Source organism: Flavonifractor sp. An52 (assembly GCF_002159385.1).
GTDB classification, from domain to species: Bacteria; Bacillota; Clostridia; order Oscillospirales; family Oscillospiraceae; genus Flavonifractor; species Flavonifractor avicola.
In genome coordinates this window covers 1-16,382 of record NZ_NFIB01000011.1, presented here as the reverse complement: position 1 = coordinate 16,382, position 16,382 = coordinate 1, and the positions used below count along the sequence as shown (strand labels likewise).

Here is a 16,382-nt window from a genome sequence, read left to right as displayed (position 1 = left end):
TCCTCCTGACCGGATGCCGTCTCCGCAGATTGTGTCTCTTCTGGAACGCTGCCGCCGCAGGCCGACAGTCCCAATAAGGCAAGGAGCATACACAGCCACTTTGCCGCGGTTCTCATACGCCCTTACCCACCTTATAGGCCTCAGCCAGCTTTTCGGTCAGACGGGCCATATCGCCCGGGTCATTGACGCCGCCGCCCCGTACCACACCGGCCAGCCTAGCCTTTTCAAAGCAGGCGATCCAGCCATTCAGGCCGTTGACAGGGCCGTCGGAGGCACTGTCCTCCTCCTCAGCGGAGGCGGTGAGTAAGTAGATATCCCGGAAAGCGTAGTCGGCGGCGTACAGAGAATTGGCCCGGTCCAGCAGGGTTTTCATCTGGCCGGACATCTCGTAATAGTACACCGGGGTGGCAAAGCAAATCACATCCGCCGCCGCCATCTTTTCCACAATCGCGTTGGCGTCGTCCTGAATCACACACCGGGACTGCTTCAGACAGGCCAGACAGCCCCTGCAAAAGTGCAATTCCTTCCCCTGCAGGGAGAGCAGCTCCACCTGATGGCCGGCCTCCTGGGCACCCTGGACAAACTGCCGGGCCAGCAGATCAGAATTGCTGTTGTGACGCAGGCTGGTAGAAATCACCAAAACTTTCTTACTCATGCTTCGTCCTCCTCGCCGATGGTCCGTATGACTTTTGCAGGTACGCCGCCTACCACGGTATTCTCCGGCACATCTCTGTTCACCACCGCGCCGGCGGCCACAATGGCGCCGTCCCCGATGGTCACACCAGGCAGAATGGTAGCATTGGCGCCGATCCACACATTCTTCCCGATTCGGATCGGTGCGGGGATCATGCTGCCTCGGTCTTTTGGCGAGGCAACGTGGTTAAGGGTCGCCAGCACCACATTATGACCGATGAGGGCACCATCCTCGATAAAAATGCCGCCCTGATCCTGAAATTTGCACCCCGCGTTGATAAACACATTCTTTCCAATATGGATGTTTTTTCCACAGTCCGTGTAAAAAGGTGGGAAAAGTCCGAAGCTCTCATCCACCGGCTTGCCGATCAGCTGAGAAAACAGGGCCCGCAGCTGCGCCGGTTCATGATAGCTCCCGTTGATCTCCGCGGTAATCCGCAGGGCTTCCTGGCTGACGCCGTGCATGAATTGGTGAACCTCGCTTCCGCCCTGCACCACGTTACCGCTGTTTAGTTCATTCAAAAATTCTTCTAGCTCCATGTTACGCTCCCAATTCTTCAGGTATTTGGTTTCATTGTATCACCGGCGCTTTCAGATAACAAATACCTATATAGAATATCTTACTATGCTTGAAACCTATAGTTAAGTCATGCTATTATCTATACAGAGGTGAGCGCTATGGAGTTGAGAGTGCTTCAATATTTTCTGGCCGTGGCACGGGAACAGAATATCTCAGCGGCGGCACAATCCCTTCACCTGACACAGCCCACCCTCTCCAGGCAGCTCAAGGAGCTGGAGGAAGAGCTGGGTAAGCAGCTGATGGTCCGGGGCAACCGGAAGATCACGCTGACCGAGGACGGTATGCTGCTGCGGAAACGGGCGGAGGAGATTCTGGAGTTGGTGGACCGGACGGAGAAAGAGGTTATGCAGTCCGGCAACACCGTCAACGGGGATATCTATATCGGCACCGGTGAGACAGACGGCGTGCGCCAAATCGTTGGGGCTGCCAAACAGCTGCGGGAGCGCTACCCGGGTATCAATTTTCACATCGTCAGCGGCGACGCTGTGGACGTATGCGAGCGGCTGGACAAGGGGTTGTTGGATTTTGGCGTCCTTCTTGGGGACATGGACAAAACAAGGTACCACTATATGGAACTGCCTATGAAGGACACCTGGGGGGTACTGATGCGGCGAGACAGTCCTCTTGCCCAGCAAGACACCGTTTCTCCCCATGATCTGTGGGACAAGCCTCTGATCCTCTCCCGGCAGGTGGATAATAAAAGCGGCCTGTACCGCTGGCTCAAAAAAGAACCCTCGGAGCTCTACACCGTGGCCACCTATAATCTGATCTACAACGCCTCGTTAATGGTGGACGAGGGGCTGGGATACGCCTTTACCCTGGACAAACTGGTAAACACCACCGGCAGCAACCTGTGCTTCCGGCTCCTGAAGCCAAAGCTGGAGCTGGGGATGCACCTGGTCTGGAAAAAATCCCAGACATTTTCCAAGGCGGCAGAACTGTTCCTGGAGCAACTGCAGAATCACCTGTCCTCTTCTCAAAACGTAAGCAAATAATTTGGACGCCCGGCTGATGCCGGGCGTCCATTTTTGCTGCTTTGTTCTTCCTTTTGTCTGTAAATTCAAGGATACTGCAGGTCTGTTGCGCCAATCATTCTCCTTCGATTACTTCAGCTGCACCCCGTCCCGGAAGGCGTTGCCCACCTTCTCACCCAGCTTGCGGTAGGTATTGTGGATGGGGTCAAAGATAATGGGCTGCAGCTTGTCCGGATCGATCTTTCCGTCCTCTCCCAAAACCGACTCATCAGCACTGACATTCACGATCTCGCCTACCAGACGGCAACTCTCCGGATCATAGCTGACCAGGCGGCACTCCACAGCCATAGGCAGCTCATCAATGAGGGGCGCATCCACAAATTCTGCTTTGCTGGTATGCCAGCCCGCCTTTTCCAGCTTATTGGCCACGTTATTGCCCGACTCAATGCCCACATAGTCGCAGGCCACCATCTGCTCTGCCGTGGCCATACTCACTGTAAAATCCTTTCGGGCCAGAATATTGGCGGTGGTCTTATGACCGGCGCTGATACACATGGACAATTCTTTCTCCTCGCTGATGCCGCCCCAGGCCGCATTCATGGCGTCCGCCGTGCCATCTTCGCCATAGGTGGCCAGGATAAAGACCGGCTGGGGGTAGGTCCAGGGTTTTGCTCCAAAATTCTTACGCATAAAAGATACCTCCTGTTTGATGATTTTCAGCAGTTACCTGTATAAACATCGTGCAGTTCTTCCCGTGCCACATCTGCCAGGCGGTAAACCGTCTCCACCGGCGTAGGTGGACGGTCCGCCATACGATGGCGGGGGAAAAAGCGGGAGATGTGCAGGGGAATGTGGGAATCGACCGAGGAGAGCCATCGGGACAGGGCCCGGATCTCCTCCTCCGTGTCATTTTCTCCCGGCACAATCAGCGTGGTGACCTCCAAATGGCAGCGGCCGGCAGCCAGGGAGATGGAGCGTTTCACGCTCTCCAGATCTCCTCCCAGGGCGCGGTACCACCGTTCGGTAAAGCCCTTCAAATCAATGTTTACCGCGTCGATCAGCGGCAGCAGCTTCCGCCACCAGTCCCCTGCAATGGTACCGTTGGTCACCAGCACGTTGAGCATCCCGGCCTGGTGTACCAGCGCGGCGCAGTCCCGCACATACTCATAGCCAACCAGCGGCTCATTATAGGTATAGGCCACACCGATATTGCCCCGGCTGGCCAAACGTACAGCCTCCCGTATCAGTTCTTCCGGTGTGCAATCCCTGGTTGGGAATGTCTCCCCTGCTCCAGCGATCTCAATATTCTGACAGAAGGAACAGCTCAGATTACAGCCAAAGCTGCCCACCGACAGTACCATACTGCCTGGATGAAACCGGCGCAGCGGCTTTTTCTCAATGGGGTCCAGGGCCAGCGCAGTCAGCTTGCCATAATTGAGCGGGACAATCCGTCCGCCCCGGTTGCCTCTGGCCCTGCACAGCCCGGTCTGTCCCTCCGCTAATTGGCAGCGGTGAAAACACAATTCACACGAGATGCTCATCGGTGCCGCACCACCTGAAATCGCTGGATCTGATACGGATCCTCCGCGCCGATCCCGCCCTTTTGCCGGGCAATATCCAGCTGCTGCGCCACTGTGTCCACACCTTCCAGGTCAGGCAGCAGCAGTCCCCGCCGCTGCCCGCAGCTGACAATGACTCCATATTGTCTGGGGTCCAATTGATCGGGGGAATCCACAGTTTCCGGCTCCCCCAACACATCCACGCTGTACTCCAGCTCATCCAGCTCCCGGGCCCGCACCGCCGGGAACCGCGGATCTCGGATCCCGGCGGAAATGGCGTTTTGTATGATCTCCCAGGCCACATTTCTCTGGGTTGGCGCAATGGTACCGATGCAGCCACGGAGCCGTCCGTCCTTATGGAGGGACACAAAGGCTCCTGCCGCCTGACTGGTCAATTCCTGGGGCAATCCCGCAGGCAGCTGCCCCAGAGGATCGCCGGTCCGCACATAAGTCTCCAGCGACAACCGTGCCAGCTGTACCCAAGGGTCCTCATTGGCACGTCTCTCCTCCAGCTGGGCCTGCCTGACCTGCTGGAATGCGGCCGCATACCGGCGGCCCTCGTCCCGTCCGGTGACCGGAAACAACGCCACCGCGTATCCCACCCCGAAAGTACCCTCATGACTCAAAAGCCGGGGCTCCACCGCCAGCCCATCCAAGGCTCCAGACATCATCTGGAAGGCACGCAGGCCGCATTCAGCCGCCCGCTGGCAAAGATCTGCGTCCATGGTGAGAAATCGCAGAAAATCACCCGACGCCATAGTCTCTGTCACCCGCCGGTCAAAGACCGGTCCCTCCGGCGCAAATCCATAGGGGCCGTTAGATTTCAGTTTATGAGAGAGATCACCGCTGGCCACAAACACAGCCCGACGGCCCAATGCCTCTGCCGCCTCGGCTACGCACTGTCCCAGTCGGTAGTGCTCCAGCGAAGAGAATCCGGAAAGGCCCATCCGTATGATGGGGCAATCCACACCCGCTTTGCGGAGAAAAACAAGAGGAATCAATGCTCCATGGTCCAGAGCGGGGTTACGCTGGCCCAGGGTGCCAGCCTCCAGACCTTTTTCCCGGGCTCGACGCACAATTTCATCCCGCAGCGGCCCGTCGTACTCTACCTCAATGCGCACCTGCGGGGCGCCAAAAGCAGACATATCGCCCGCAGCACCCGCTCCAGGGGCAATGTGGAAATAATTTCCGTACAAAACCGTGTGTGGTGAGGCTACAATGAGCACATCCGGCTTCCACCGCGCCACCTCTGCAGCGGCGGCACGCATGGCCTGACCGGTGGCATTGATCTCACACTCCCGGCCCCTGCCCACTTCAGGCAGCAGCACCGGAGGATGTGGGGTCAGGATTGCACCCAGCATAGGCATATTATCCGCTCCCTTCCGGCCATACAAAGATTTCTATAAACAGTATAGCACGGCAAAAGGAACAGAAAAAGCCGTTCCCCAACAAAACTGCACACAAATTGTTGTCATGCGTTCTACACATACTGATCTGCAACATCCGCTTGAACGGACTAAAGGAGCAGGCACCCGAAAAAGCTTTCAGTCGCCCGCCCCCTTTTCTGTTTTCTTATTCTCTTTCCGGTACTGTCAGAAATCTTGCCGCCGCCAGGCGATGGAAGATAAACGCAAATACCAGGCCGAAGGTCACACCCAAGATGGTACCTACAATACGAAGGATCACCGCTCCCTGGAGTCCGTAGATCCCGGTCCCCAACATCAGCGCACCAAAACAGTTCATCGCCGTTTTATACCGATAATCGGTGCAAAAGCCCAGACACAGTCCTCCCAAGGGGCCCATTAACGGGTGAAGCGCTTCCGGCGTCACCAGATAAACCACAAAAAACGCACAGGAGCCCGCCACAGCCCCCACAATTCTCTGCCAGAAGCGGGTAACCGTATTGCCGGAGTAAGGATATTCCGATAGCAGCGACGCACAGGCAAATCCCATCCACATGAACCGCTCTGCGCCAAACACCTGTCCCGCAGTCAGCACCAGACTCACGCCAAGGGCCATGCGAAACTGCCACAGATAAACCGGCACAGCAAGATCAAACTTCCGCATGACATGGTGAAAACGCGTCGTCTTATGCTGATCCCGGTGCTTGGCAAACAGGATGGCGCCGCAGATGAGATAACCCACCAAGGCCAACAGTCCGCGGCGAACCAGCGCCTCTCCCACGACGGGATTGCCTGTCAGATAGATGTAGGCAAAGCTGTACAGGCCGCCGTTACCCATTTCAGGCCGTTGGGTGGTCATGCAGAGAATGGCAAAAAAGCCCGCAAAGTGCAGCGGAATCAACAGAACCGGCGGAACCACCGCCGCCGCACTGGGAACCAGAACCAGGATAGCCAGCACCGCTGCCAGGGTAATCAGAGAATCTCCGGTGCAATATTCAAAATTGACAAAGCGAATCCCAAGCATCATGCAGAACAGTGCCACTGCCAGAGGGGTGTTGTCGCTTCCGAACACAGCGGATAGCAAACTGATAAACACAATGGCAAAAGCCACGATCAAAACAGACCGAACCGCTATCGCAACCCAGTAATAGGTTTTCTCCCGTTTTACTTCACAGGCTGCAATCTTCCGCTTCAGCACGGAGGGGTCCATCTGCAGCGCGTCATAAAACTTCATGGTCATGGGGCTTTTCCTGTCCTTTCTCAATCTGCACGGCAAGTCGGTCCGCATAATACACAAACGCCTCAAAATCCTGGCTGGAGCTGCGCCATAAATCATAGAAGGGCTGCAGAATACTCTCGTATCCCCTTTTCAATGCTGCAAGACCGGTTTCCGTGATAAAAATCTGATAACTCCGCTCGTCTGTTTCCTTCCGCTGCTTGCGTATGCAGTTTTTCTCATGGAGCGATTTCAGGCACCGGCTGACCGCCTCAATTTTCATGCCGCTGTTTTGGCTGAGCAAAACTGGCGTGTTCTGTTCCGGCTTCAGATAGAGATGAGCCAGAAGTTCACATTCGCTGGCGGTAAGCACGGATTTCCGTAGCGGAAGGAGCGAACGCATAACCTTTTGGAGCTGCTGCTGATAATGCACCATATCTGTCCATTCCATAATTGTACAATCTCCCATTTATTTAACTTCGTTAAGTATATGGCAATCATAACTCTATGTCAATAGGCAGAATGATCGTCCCCCAAGATAAACAGGAGAACGGGGTTGGTACTGCAATGCAGTACCAACCCCGTTCTCCTGTCTTATTTCGTTACGCTGCGCTTGATCTGCAGCAGCATCAAAATCAGACTGACTCCAAGCAGGATATGCCCAATTCCAGCTATACCGGAGATAGCCGCATTCATACCAGCGGACAGCGAGGTCCCCAGCACCTGGAACACTCCCCGCACCACCAGCATCACGGCGGTCAGGTTCAGGCCCACATGATAGAGTGCCAGCACCCGTCCGGTCTTTGCGCCTGTGAAGGAAAAATTCTTTTCCAGCACAAGAATCAACAGGAAGAACACCATACCCAGCAGAAAATAATGGGTATGCACCACAGAGAGCGTGGTCTTGGCCGTAAAGCCGTTGAATTTTGTAAACTCCCGATAAAACACGCCGCCCGCCATGGCCAGGATGGCGTACAGCAGCGCGGTATTCGCATAGCGTTTCATATAGTTCCTCTCCTTATTTGCATTCCCGTTTCATATTCTCCTTCTTGTTCCATTTTGTTTTGGACGGTGCCTGCTGCAATGGTCGCCTTGATAAAGTTTCTGCCAAACAGCAATCCTGCCAGCAGCAGTGCAGCGCCCAGGCCCGTATAAAATACGGCAATAAACCGCTCCGGCGCCAGCCCGCTCACTCGGAGGCCAATGCCCCCGGTCATCATAACCGCCATGATAACAAAAGCTTTTCCGTCAAAAAATTTGAGGAAAAAGTGCCGTTCCTCCAAATAGGCGGCAATCCGGGCAGTGTGCTTTTTGACCAGCCTTCCAAAAATAAAATACTGAAATACGGCAAACACCAGTACCGACAACAGCGCGTTCGGCACCGTAACATAGGTCGGATAGGCCATTACGCCGATCCGAAGGATATTGAACCCCGCCGCACTCCACACCAAACAGGCCAGAAGCAGCAGCGTATTCCGTTTTACTTTCATCATTGCCTCCTTCTAATGAACAATGTTCAATTTCCGGGATACAAAATTCCCACAGAGTTGTGGGAATTTTAATAGAGGGTCCTGCGGACGATCTCCAATACAACCGAGGGATCATAATCCTGCCGCAGCAACGCAGACAGCATCAGCGAAAACAGGAGATCAGAAAATTTTTCCGCTGTAAATGCTTCGGTAAAGGCATCTGGCCGGACTCTGGCATCCCGCAGCAAGACAGAATGCAGGCTATCCAAAATATGCTGCCAGGTCTGCTGCATCCGCCGTTTTCCATCGGATTTGTCCTCCCCCATGAACCCCAGAGAGTGAAGATTGAAAAATCCGGGATACCGCTTACAGCCGTACTTCATTCGTTGGTACAGCCAGATAATGCAGGCTTGGGTATCCTGAAATACTGCCTCATCCTCCGGGCGGTGGAAGATCTCACACCAGACGCTCTCCACTGTGGCACCCATCAGAGCAGCTTTGGAATCAAAATAGTTGTAGATGGAACCAACCGACACACCGCAGGCGGCCGCCACGGAGCGAATATTGACCGCAGACCACCCCGCTTGCTGGATGAGCTCACGGCTGGTCTTCAGGATCTCCTCTTTGGATGTAACTACGGTATTCATCCTATCACCTCAATATGAACATCGTTCATTATAGTGTTTTATTCTCTTTTGTCAAGGATTTTGGGGCCGGATGCTGCGATTTCTCTACAAATCGAGATAGCTAAGACCTCCAATAGGTTTTTAGGCGGGCAAATGTCCGTTCCTTGTCAGAACGACCAGTTCATGGTATCATAAAACCAATCAATGAGGAGGTGTTCTCATGCCCCTGCACATCGTGCGAAATGATATCACTACTATGAAGGTGGACGCCATCGTCAATGCCGCCAAAGAGAGCCTTCTGGGAGGCGGGGGTGTGGATGGCGCCATTCACCGCGCCGCCGGGCCGGATCTTTTGAAGGAATGCCGTACCTTGGGCGGCTGCAAAACGGGACAGGCCAAGATCACAAAGGGCTACCGCCTGCCCGCCAAGTTTGTAATCCACACCGTCGGCCCTGTCTGGCAGGGTGGAAGTTGCGGCGAGAGGGAGCTTCTCATTTCCGCCTACCGTTCCTCCCTGGAGCTGGCCTTCGCCAACAAGTGCGAAACGGTGGCCTTTCCCCTTATCTCCTCCGGGGCATACGGCTACCCCAAGGACCAGGCTCTGAAGGTGGCGGTGGACACTATCGGCGACTTCCTGCTCTCCCACGATATGACCGTCTATCTGGTGATCTTCGACCGAGCCGCCTACACCATCGGCGGAAAGCTCTTTGCCGATATTGCCGCCTATATCGACGACCACTATGTGTCCGAACATACCGACAGTCTGGAAGAGCAGCGCCGCCGTTCCGCGGGCTTTAACGCCCCTTCCATGACAGAAGTACCGTGGACTCCTGCAAAGGCAGCGCATTGGTCGGACAAAAACCTGAGCCAGCCGGATGAGCGTTTTTTAACAACGTCAATGTGGGAGTCTATTCCAGGAACACCACTGACCCCTACAGCAGCACCATTGCCCCCCACATCGTTGACCATCAGTCTGGACGAGGCCCTCAGTCAACTGGATGAAAGCTTTTCTCAGATGCTGCTGCGGAAGATCGATGAGCGTGGTCTCACCGACGCTCAGTGCTATAAAAAGGCCAACATTGACCGAAAGCTCTTCTCCAAGATCCGCTCGGACGTCCACTATAAGCCTTCCAAGCCCACCGCCATGGCCTTCGCCGTGGCCCTGGAGCTGCCTCTGCAGGAGGCCCGTGAGATGCTGGGAAAGGCAGGCTTTGCCTTCTCCCACGCCAGTAAGTTCGACATCATCGTGGAGTATTTCATCGCCCACCAAAACTACAACATCTTTGAGATCAACGAGGCTCTCTTCGCCTTTGATCAGAGCCTGCTGGGAGGTTAATACCATGCCCCGTACCGATGTGACACAGATGTCCTTTGCCAAGCTCTATCCGCTTCTAATCAACAAGGCAGTGAAAAAGGGTCGTACCCGGGAAGAGGTGGACCAGGTGACCACCTGGCTCACCGGATATAGCGCCGAAGATATTGCACACCTGGAGCAGTCTGATACCAGCTATGGGGACTTCTTCCGAAATGCCCCGGCCATGAATCCCAATCGAACCCTCATCACCGGCAAGGTATGCGGCATTCAGGTGGAAGCAATCGAGGACCCGTTGATGCGGGAAATCCGGTATCTGGATAAGCTAGTGGATGAGTTGGCCAAAGGCAAACCCATGGCGCAAATTTTGAGAGCATAATTGTCGCCCGCCAGGCGACCAAACAAACATAAAATCCCTCTATACTGTGCTCGTAAACCAAACAACACAGAACAGGGGGATTTTTCTATGAAAAAGAATTTGACGGAACTGGTCTTTATCCTGGACCGCAGCGGCTCCATGCAGGGACTGGAGGTCGATACCATCGGCGGCTTCAACGCCATGCTGGAGAAGCAGAAAAAGGAGCCCGGCGAGGCTTTTGTCTCCACCATTCTCTTTAACGACCATACCCAGGTGCTCCATGACCGGGTAAAAATTGAAGCGGTCGAGCCTATTACCCACAGAGAATACTATGTCCGGGGCTGCACCGCCCTGCTGGACGCAATCGGCGGTGCCATCCATCACATCGGTAACATTCACAAATACGCCCGGAGTGAGGATGTGCCGGAGCACACCCTCTTCGTCATCACCACCGACGGCATGGAGAATGCCAGCCGCCGCTATACCTCCCAGCAGGTTAAATCGATGATCCAGCGCCAGAAGGAGAAGTACGGCTGGGAGTTTCTCTTTTTGGGCGCCAACATCGACGCGGTGGAAACGGCGGGAACGCTGGGCATCGCCCCGGATCGGGCGGTAAACTACCACTGTGACAGCGAGGGTACTCGCCTCAACTACGAGGTGGTGAGTCAGGCTGTCACCGCTGTCCGGTGTTGTGCTACGCTGGATGAGCACTGGAAAGACGATATTGAGGAGGATTTTCGCAAGCGGAAGAGCAACCGCCGCTAAAGGATGCTCTCCCGCAGCACCACGATAAGTAAGGTCCATTTTAGGAGGCAAAGCATGACCTATACCAAAGATGAACTTGTGGAGGCCAAACGGCAGATCGACTCTACCCTGCATAAGCTGCGGGAAACCGTCAAGACTCTGGAAGGGAAAGAAGATCCCGCCCGATTGAAATCTCAAATCACACTGGCCAGACGCCGCATCCAGGCCTTTACGATTGCTGTTTCTCTGATTGAGAAGGAACTGGAACAAATACAGGCATAACAACAACGAGCCCGGAACTTCTTATCATCCAGAAGTTCCGGGCTGTATTCATTTCAAAGATAGTTTTACCAGCTTTGCACGTTTAACAGTTTTAATCTCTTTCGTTTCAAGTGCTTTCGCCGCCGAGAACGGACAGCGCTTGCCAATGCACTGGTTGTTCCGGCCACTGTAAGAGCAGACAGGAATTGTCCGTTCCATCTCTACCCCCAGATGCTCCCTGGTAAAGTCCACGGCGGCCAGGATGGCCAGGAAGGAGTCCCGCTTACAACATCGAGGGCCGCCCACCCGGCCGATGTTCTTCAGCGCCCGGGCGGTCATCTGATTGCTCAAACCCCAGGGTTCCTGGGCCAGGGGTGTGGACTGGGTAACAATGGCCAGGAACTGTCCTGTGGCGATCCCCGCTCCGCAGGCTCCCCAAAAGCCGCAGGCTCCGCCGGGGACCGCCTTGCCCCGGCTATACATCTCCCGAAGCGACTTCTCAAACTCCAGGTTACCACCGGCGTTTTTATAGGCAGTAAGCAGAGCCGCGCCCACCATTACATGGTGCTCCGGACCGTGCATATGGCAGAATGGCAGCTCCATCATCCGGCGGAGAATGGCCACAGGATCGGCAGAAGTCTCAGAGAGACACAGACCAAAGATACTGTCCATACCCTGGGTATGGCAGTCATTGCAGACATAATGACCCGCCACACAACGGGTTTTGCTGGACTCCTTCTTATGGCAGATGGCGCACTCCATGACCTCATCCTGGGTCAGATATTCCAAAGGCGCCTTACAAATCAGACATTCTTCCCTGTTCAAGTCCCAGTCTCCCTTCATTTCCATATGACATTGACCCGCTCCAGGCTCGTTCCAAGCCCCTCAAAGCCCACACACCGGCTGGGCTTTGTATTGACGGCATGGTCCAGCAGAGGCTGGGTCTGACAATCCGTATCCAGGCACAGATCCAGCGCCAATACATCCTCCCAGGCCCGGTTGAGAAAGGCCACCTCCCGGCGGCCGTGGGTGCGGGTGATTTCAATCTCGCCCGCCTGCCGCAGATATGTTTTCACCTGATCTTCAGTAAACCCAGCGGCGATAAAGCTCTCCCTCAGCCCCTCCCGGAACAAACCGGGCAGGTCCGCCCACTGAAGGGGCGTGACATCATAGCGGACAAAGGTATACCGGCTGTGGCAATGGACAGCCAGCAGACACCTGCGCCCCCGCAGATCGATAACATGGAGGTCCCAGCAGAAACGCCGGTCCGGCTGCGTGCCGTAGGCCGGCGTTTTCACCTTTAGAAACCGCTGGAGGGGGAAAGTCAGTCCCAGTTCCATCACCTTACCTCGTGGGGAATGGAGATCTTCTCCACCCGCATCTCCCCATCTATGAGTTCCGCCATCATCATGGTGATCTCCTGATGGAACCGCCGGGGGCCGCAGGAGCCGGGATTGAGCCACAAAATACCGTTCTTCTCCTCCTGCACATACTTGTGGGAGTGGCCAAATACCACCACATCCACACCGTTAAGCGTTGCGGGAAGTTCTTTCTTATTGTGGACCATATAGAACGTCACACCATCCAAGGTGATGGTAAGATCATGGGGGATGTCTTCCGCCCACTCCTTATCGTTGTTGCCCCGGACCACATAGAGAGGCGCGTATTGCCTCAACTGGTCCACAATGCTCTGTTTATTGATGTCGCCGCCGTGGAGAATGGCGTCGGCGGTTTTCAGATGCTCCACCACCTCCGGCCGCAGAAGGCCGTGAGTATCGGAGAGAATGGCTAGTTTCATTTCTGCCCACCTCTGTCGTATGTCTTGCTGAGATTCCGGTAAAAGCTGCGGGCGTTCTCCAGATCCCGCTCGTCCGGATGCCCTTTGGCTATACCGCCTACCAGTTTAAAGGGGCCAAAGGTGTCGTAGCCCTTGCAGGAAAACTCGCCCAGCACCTGGCAACTTCTCTCCTGCGCGATCTTTGCCACAGCCTTGGCCCCACTACCCTTGGCGCCGCCATAGGTATAGACGAAGAACACCGGCTTGCCCTGGGGCAGGTACTGCCGGGCAAACTCCACCACAGCCTTTTGGAATTCAAAACCGTAGATGCCGGAGGCAAAACCGATACAGTCATACTTCTCCAGCCGGACGGTCTGGCGGGTGGTAACATCGATCAGGTCCACATCCCCCTCGCCCGCCATGGCCTCCAAAACGTTCAGCGTGTTCCCATGGTGGCGGGAATAGTAGCAGATGGCGGTTTTCATAGCCCGTTTCCTCCTTGCAGGGTCCATCCAAAGTCATTGTGGTAGATCATCTGGCGGGTCATGCCACCGTCAATACAGATGTTCTCCCCTGTAAGAAAGCCCGCCTTGTCCGAACACAGATAGAGCACCATGTTGGCAATATCCAGAGGATTGCCAACCCGGCCTGCGGGCTGCTGAACAGCATCGGGGCCGTCATAAACGGTATAGTCGGTGTCGATCCAGCCAGGCGAGATGGAATTGACCCGCACCTTGCCGGCCAGGCTCACCGCCAGGGCATGGGTCAGGGCGGAGATGCCACCCTTGGCCGCCGTGTAGCTCTCGGTCTGGGGCTGGCTCATCCTGTCCCGGGAAGAGGAGATATTTACGATGGCCCCGCCGGGAGCAAAGTGGGGCGCAAACAGCCTGGTAAGATAAAAGGGGGCGGTAACTCCTACCCGCAGGGCGTAGTTGAACTCCTCGTAGCTGCACGCGTCAATGCCCTTCATCAGGGGCAGGGCATTATTGACCAAAAAATCCACATGACCATAGTCGTCAATCACCTTGCGGGCAAAGTCCTCCAGAACAGTCTGGTCGGCCAGGTCACCCACAAAATAATCGTTGGGAAGCAGGTCAATCACGCATACCTCCGCGCCTGCTTTCAGGAATTCCTCCGCAATCGCCTTGCCGATACCCTTTGCTCCGCCGGTAACCACGGCAACTTTATGTTCAAACATGGCGTTTCCTCCTCAGTCCGCGTCCTCATCCAGGGTTTCCACCAGAAAGCTCACCGGCCGGAACCCATCGTTGCAGGAGAGCATGGCGGATTTGGGGTTTTTCATCCAGCCGTCGTAGAAGTTCTCACCCCCGTGGCTTAGGGCCAGCACAAAGGGCGAGAGGGTATCCCAGGCGCTTTGGCAAAATCCCACAGGCTTCTCCCAGCCATTGGCCATAAAGACCTGGCCCACCTCCATGTCGCAGGCATGAGCGATGGGATTCTCATATTGGGCCATCAGGTCCTCGTATCGGGTGATGCGCATGACAGTGATCCTGCATTTTTTCATATGATGATGCCCTCGCAGTGGTCGATCTCGTGCTGGATGATCTGCGCCGTCCAGCCGCTAAAGGTCTTCAGACGCTCCTGAAATTTCTCGTTCTGCCAGCGTACCTTGATGGTCTTCCATCGCTTGGCCGGGCGGACGCCGGTCAGGGAGAGACAGCCCTCCTCCGCATCATAGGGCTCGGACTTTTTAACGATCTCCGGGTTGAACATGACCATGTAGCTGCCCTCGTTGTCGAACGCAATGATGCGCTTATTGATCCCAATCATATTGGCCGCCATACCCACGCAGCCAGCTTTGTGGTGCTCCAGTGTCTCCAGCAGGTCGGCAGCCACCTGAACATCGTCCGGCGTGGCAGGCTCCGCCTTTTGGGCCAGAAACACCTTATCTTTGCAAATATCTCGAATCATCGTAATTTCTCCTTTTGCTCCTGAATGACCGCCGCAATGGTTTCCGCCGCGATACGGGAGCCCAGTTCGCTGGGATGCACGCCATCGGCAGCATAGAGGTCCTGAGTATCGGACAGCACATAAAACTTCTGCCCCACATCAGCAATGAGGGCGTGGTTCTCTCTGGCGGCTTTGTGGTAGGCTTCAGACATCTTATGGGTCATCTCGTCATAATCCCAGCCCTTGGCTGTCAGCTTGGCCCCACCTTTCTGGTAGGCCCAGGTGGCGTAGAGGATAGGGACTGCCCCATTCTCCCGAATTTTGTTGCAGAGCTGTCCACGCTGGCAAAGAAGCTCCCGGGCGCGGTTATGGGCCCGTGGCTCATCTCCTGGAGCACCACATAGTCCCAATGTTCCTTGTCCAGCGCCTCCTGCGTCAATGCACCCAGCTTGGTCTTGAGGTTCAGGTGCTCCGACAGCCGCGCCCCGCCCCGGGTGTGGTGGACCACTTCCGCCCCAGTCAGTTGAGCCAGCATCTGAGGCATATGATTGGTAAAGGTAAAACTGTTGCCCAGCATCAAAATCCGCACGTCCATATCCCTTCTTTTTCTGTTTGCTACAGTATAGCACAGCAATGCTAAAATTGTCATGAAGGCCCCATGTATTTTTGCTGAAAAGGGTGCTCTCCGCTCAGCGGGGAGCACCCTTTTATCGTCAGTTCATGATTCGTGCGTAGATACATCTCAATAAGATTCTCTTGTCGACTCAGTTCTTTCCCTTGCCTGCTCCACCACCTTTTGGTACGGCCCAATGATGTATTGATTCATCTGTCCCTTCATCTTCTTCTGCACAGAGGGAACCGCCAGCATGGCACCTACCAGCTTCATTTGCAGAATGCGCTTTTTCTGCTTCTGGGGGAAGTCGTAGATGCCGTGTTCTTTATAAAACTTGTGGTCGGCTTTCATCATGCCTCTCATAACATAAATGAGGTCCCGGAAAATCTTCATGCCGCCCACCCCGTAGAAATTGGCCGGGCGGGACAGCTTCTTCTCCATAGCAAATACCACAGCATCGGCCAGATTTTGCACATCAGCAGCAGTATTGCCCTCATCGGTGGCCACGCCACACAGATAGTTGCCGCCCACCTCACTGCGGCCTTCCACGATCATGCGCAGGTTGCTCTCATACTGATAGTCGCCGCTGATCAGGTAGGCAATGGGCGTACCGTGGGTAACGGTACGGTGGCCGTTGCAGAACTGCCGGTCGTCAAAGCATTTGAAGCTGGAGTGGGTATAATGGTCGGAGATGGTAAAGGCATAGACAAAGGCGTCGGCGGTCTGGATGGTATTGCGCAAAAATGCGTCAAATCCATCGGTATAGACACTGGAATAGTCAAGAAAACCGCACACCCAACATGTCCGGTTATGCCACCTGCGTTTGTGCTGACAGCCACCGTCTCCGCTTGACCAGCGGAGGCAGATGATCCTCGTTGGCAGTGTT

The 16,382-nt window shown here is 55.2% G+C and carries 24 protein-coding genes and 1 pseudogene; 5 read left to right on the top strand and 20 right to left on the bottom strand.

Annotated features, from left to right (window positions below):
• Positions 1 to 112: 112 nt before the first annotated feature.
• Together B5G06_RS05975 and B5G06_RS05970 are read right to left on the bottom strand one after the other, a co-directional pair.
• Positions 113 to 655 carry a flavodoxin family protein gene (locus tag B5G06_RS05975; RefSeq protein WP_087188180.1) on the bottom strand — a complete coding sequence of 181 codons (543 nt, stop codon included), beginning with the start codon at positions 653 to 655 and terminating at the stop codon, positions 113 to 115.
• Positions 652 to 1,233, bottom strand: coding sequence for a sugar O-acetyltransferase (locus tag B5G06_RS05970; protein ID WP_087188179.1), 582 nt, complete (start codon positions 1,231 to 1,233; stop codon positions 652 to 654). The genes B5G06_RS05975 and B5G06_RS05970 overlap by 4 nt, the downstream gene beginning before the upstream one ends.
• A 138-nt stretch (positions 1,234 to 1,371) precedes the next feature.
• Between B5G06_RS05970 and B5G06_RS05965 the strand changes: the two genes are divergently transcribed.
• A complete protein-coding gene (locus B5G06_RS05965) occupies positions 1,372 to 2,268 on the top strand; it encodes a LysR family transcriptional regulator (protein ID WP_087188178.1) in 897 nt (298 codons plus the stop codon).
• 108 nt (positions 2,269 to 2,376) lie between these two features.
• On the opposite strand, the gene B5G06_RS05960 is transcribed toward B5G06_RS05965, so the two are convergent.
• The 8 genes from B5G06_RS05960 to B5G06_RS05925 form a co-directional block, all read right to left on the bottom strand.
• Positions 2,377 to 2,937, bottom strand: coding sequence for a flavin reductase family protein (locus tag B5G06_RS05960; protein WP_087188177.1), 561 nt, complete (start codon positions 2,935 to 2,937; stop codon positions 2,377 to 2,379).
• A 26-nt stretch (positions 2,938 to 2,963) separates the two neighbouring features.
• Positions 2,964 to 3,788, bottom strand: a complete 825-nt coding sequence (gene amrS, locus B5G06_RS05955; protein WP_087188176.1) for an AmmeMemoRadiSam system radical SAM enzyme — start codon at positions 3,786 to 3,788, stop codon at positions 2,964 to 2,966.
• Positions 3,785 to 5,173: an AmmeMemoRadiSam system protein A gene (gene amrA / locus B5G06_RS05950; protein ID WP_087188175.1), complete on the bottom strand. Its 1,389-nt coding sequence runs from the start codon at positions 5,171 to 5,173 to the stop codon at positions 3,785 to 3,787. The genes amrS and amrA overlap by 4 nt, the downstream gene beginning before the upstream one ends.
• A gap of 205 nt (positions 5,174 to 5,378) precedes the next feature.
• A complete protein-coding gene (locus B5G06_RS05945; protein WP_242955371.1) occupies positions 5,379 to 6,449 on the bottom strand; it encodes an FUSC family protein in 1,071 nt (356 codons plus the stop codon).
• Positions 6,430 to 6,876, bottom strand: a complete 447-nt coding sequence (locus B5G06_RS05940; RefSeq protein WP_087188174.1) for a MarR family transcriptional regulator — start codon at positions 6,874 to 6,876, stop codon at positions 6,430 to 6,432. The genes B5G06_RS05945 and B5G06_RS05940 overlap by 20 nt, the downstream gene beginning before the upstream one ends.
• Before the next feature lie 143 nt (positions 6,877 to 7,019).
• Positions 7,020 to 7,430 carry a DUF2871 domain-containing protein gene (locus tag B5G06_RS05935; RefSeq protein WP_087188173.1) on the bottom strand — a complete coding sequence of 137 codons (411 nt, stop codon included), beginning with the start codon at positions 7,428 to 7,430 and terminating at the stop codon, positions 7,020 to 7,022.
• On the bottom strand, positions 7,427 to 7,915 hold the full coding sequence (locus B5G06_RS05930) for a hypothetical protein (RefSeq protein ID WP_087188172.1): 489 nt from the start codon (positions 7,913 to 7,915) through the stop codon (positions 7,427 to 7,429). The genes B5G06_RS05935 and B5G06_RS05930 overlap by 4 nt, the downstream gene beginning before the upstream one ends.
• Positions 7,916 to 7,983: 68 nt before the next feature.
• On the bottom strand, positions 7,984 to 8,541 hold the full coding sequence (locus B5G06_RS05925) for a TetR/AcrR family transcriptional regulator (RefSeq protein WP_087188171.1): 558 nt from the start codon (positions 8,539 to 8,541) through the stop codon (positions 7,984 to 7,986).
• A 199-nt stretch (positions 8,542 to 8,740) separates the two neighbouring features.
• Here B5G06_RS05925 and B5G06_RS05920 point away from each other — a divergent pair, with 199 nt between their 5' ends.
• From B5G06_RS05920 to B5G06_RS05905, 4 genes are all read left to right on the top strand, one after another.
• Complete coding sequence (locus B5G06_RS05920; protein WP_087188170.1) at positions 8,741 to 9,856, top strand: O-acetyl-ADP-ribose deacetylase; 1,116 nt, start codon at positions 8,741 to 8,743, stop codon at positions 9,854 to 9,856.
• A gap of 4 nt (positions 9,857 to 9,860) precedes the next feature.
• Positions 9,861 to 10,211: a DUF2200 domain-containing protein gene (locus B5G06_RS05915; protein ID WP_087188169.1), complete on the top strand. Its 351-nt coding sequence runs from the start codon at positions 9,861 to 9,863 to the stop codon at positions 10,209 to 10,211.
• A gap of 87 nt (positions 10,212 to 10,298) precedes the next feature.
• Positions 10,299 to 10,955 (top strand): vWA domain-containing protein, encoded by a 657-nt coding sequence (locus B5G06_RS05910; RefSeq protein ID WP_087188168.1) that lies wholly within the window; start codon positions 10,299 to 10,301, stop codon positions 10,953 to 10,955.
• Between the two features lie 54 nt (positions 10,956 to 11,009).
• On the top strand, positions 11,010 to 11,216 hold the full coding sequence (locus B5G06_RS05905) for a hypothetical protein (protein ID WP_087188167.1): 207 nt from the start codon (positions 11,010 to 11,012) through the stop codon (positions 11,214 to 11,216).
• A gap of 48 nt (positions 11,217 to 11,264) precedes the next feature.
• Here B5G06_RS05905 and B5G06_RS05900 read toward each other — a convergent pair whose 3' ends face one another.
• The 10 genes and pseudogenes from B5G06_RS05900 to B5G06_RS05860 all read right to left on the bottom strand — a co-directional run.
• The gene (locus B5G06_RS05900; protein ID WP_343286354.1) at positions 11,265 to 12,020 is read right to left on the bottom strand and encodes a DUF5714 domain-containing protein; all 756 of its coding nucleotides are present in this window, start codon (positions 12,018 to 12,020) and stop codon (positions 11,265 to 11,267) included.
• Positions 12,021 to 12,034: 14 nt separating this feature from the next.
• Positions 12,035 to 12,535, bottom strand: coding sequence for a DUF6933 domain-containing protein (locus B5G06_RS05895; protein WP_087188166.1), 501 nt, complete (start codon positions 12,533 to 12,535; stop codon positions 12,035 to 12,037).
• Positions 12,535 to 12,993, bottom strand: a complete 459-nt coding sequence (locus B5G06_RS05890; RefSeq protein ID WP_087188165.1) for a metallophosphoesterase family protein — start codon at positions 12,991 to 12,993, stop codon at positions 12,535 to 12,537. The genes B5G06_RS05895 and B5G06_RS05890 overlap by 1 nt, the downstream gene beginning before the upstream one ends.
• Positions 12,990 to 13,457: a flavodoxin family protein gene (locus B5G06_RS05885; RefSeq protein WP_087188164.1), complete on the bottom strand. Its 468-nt coding sequence runs from the start codon at positions 13,455 to 13,457 to the stop codon at positions 12,990 to 12,992. The genes B5G06_RS05890 and B5G06_RS05885 overlap by 4 nt, the downstream gene beginning before the upstream one ends.
• Entirely contained in the window at positions 13,454 to 14,170 is a 717-nt protein-coding gene (locus B5G06_RS05880; RefSeq protein ID WP_087188163.1) for an SDR family oxidoreductase, read from the bottom strand. The genes B5G06_RS05885 and B5G06_RS05880 overlap by 4 nt, the downstream gene beginning before the upstream one ends.
• 12 nt (positions 14,171 to 14,182) lie before the next feature.
• Positions 14,183 to 14,497: a TIGR04076 family protein gene (locus tag B5G06_RS05875; protein WP_087188162.1), complete on the bottom strand. Its 315-nt coding sequence runs from the start codon at positions 14,495 to 14,497 to the stop codon at positions 14,183 to 14,185.
• On the bottom strand, positions 14,494 to 14,904 hold the full coding sequence (locus B5G06_RS05870; protein ID WP_087188161.1) for a peptide deformylase: 411 nt from the start codon (positions 14,902 to 14,904) through the stop codon (positions 14,494 to 14,496). Before B5G06_RS05870 ends, B5G06_RS05875 begins: the two co-directional genes overlap by 4 nt.
• Entirely contained in the window at positions 14,901 to 15,107 is a 207-nt protein-coding gene (locus B5G06_RS14340; protein WP_242955370.1) for an SGNH/GDSL hydrolase family protein, read from the bottom strand. The genes B5G06_RS05870 and B5G06_RS14340 overlap by 4 nt, the downstream gene beginning before the upstream one ends.
• Positions 15,108 to 15,133: 26 nt before the next feature.
• Positions 15,134 to 15,478, bottom strand: a complete 345-nt coding sequence (locus B5G06_RS14335) for a hypothetical protein (protein ID WP_242955369.1) — start codon at positions 15,476 to 15,478, stop codon at positions 15,134 to 15,136.
• A 147-nt stretch (positions 15,479 to 15,625) separates the two neighbouring features.
• Positions 15,626 to 16,382 (bottom strand): annotated as a pseudogene (locus B5G06_RS05860) (iron-sulfur protein); the annotation flags it as partial.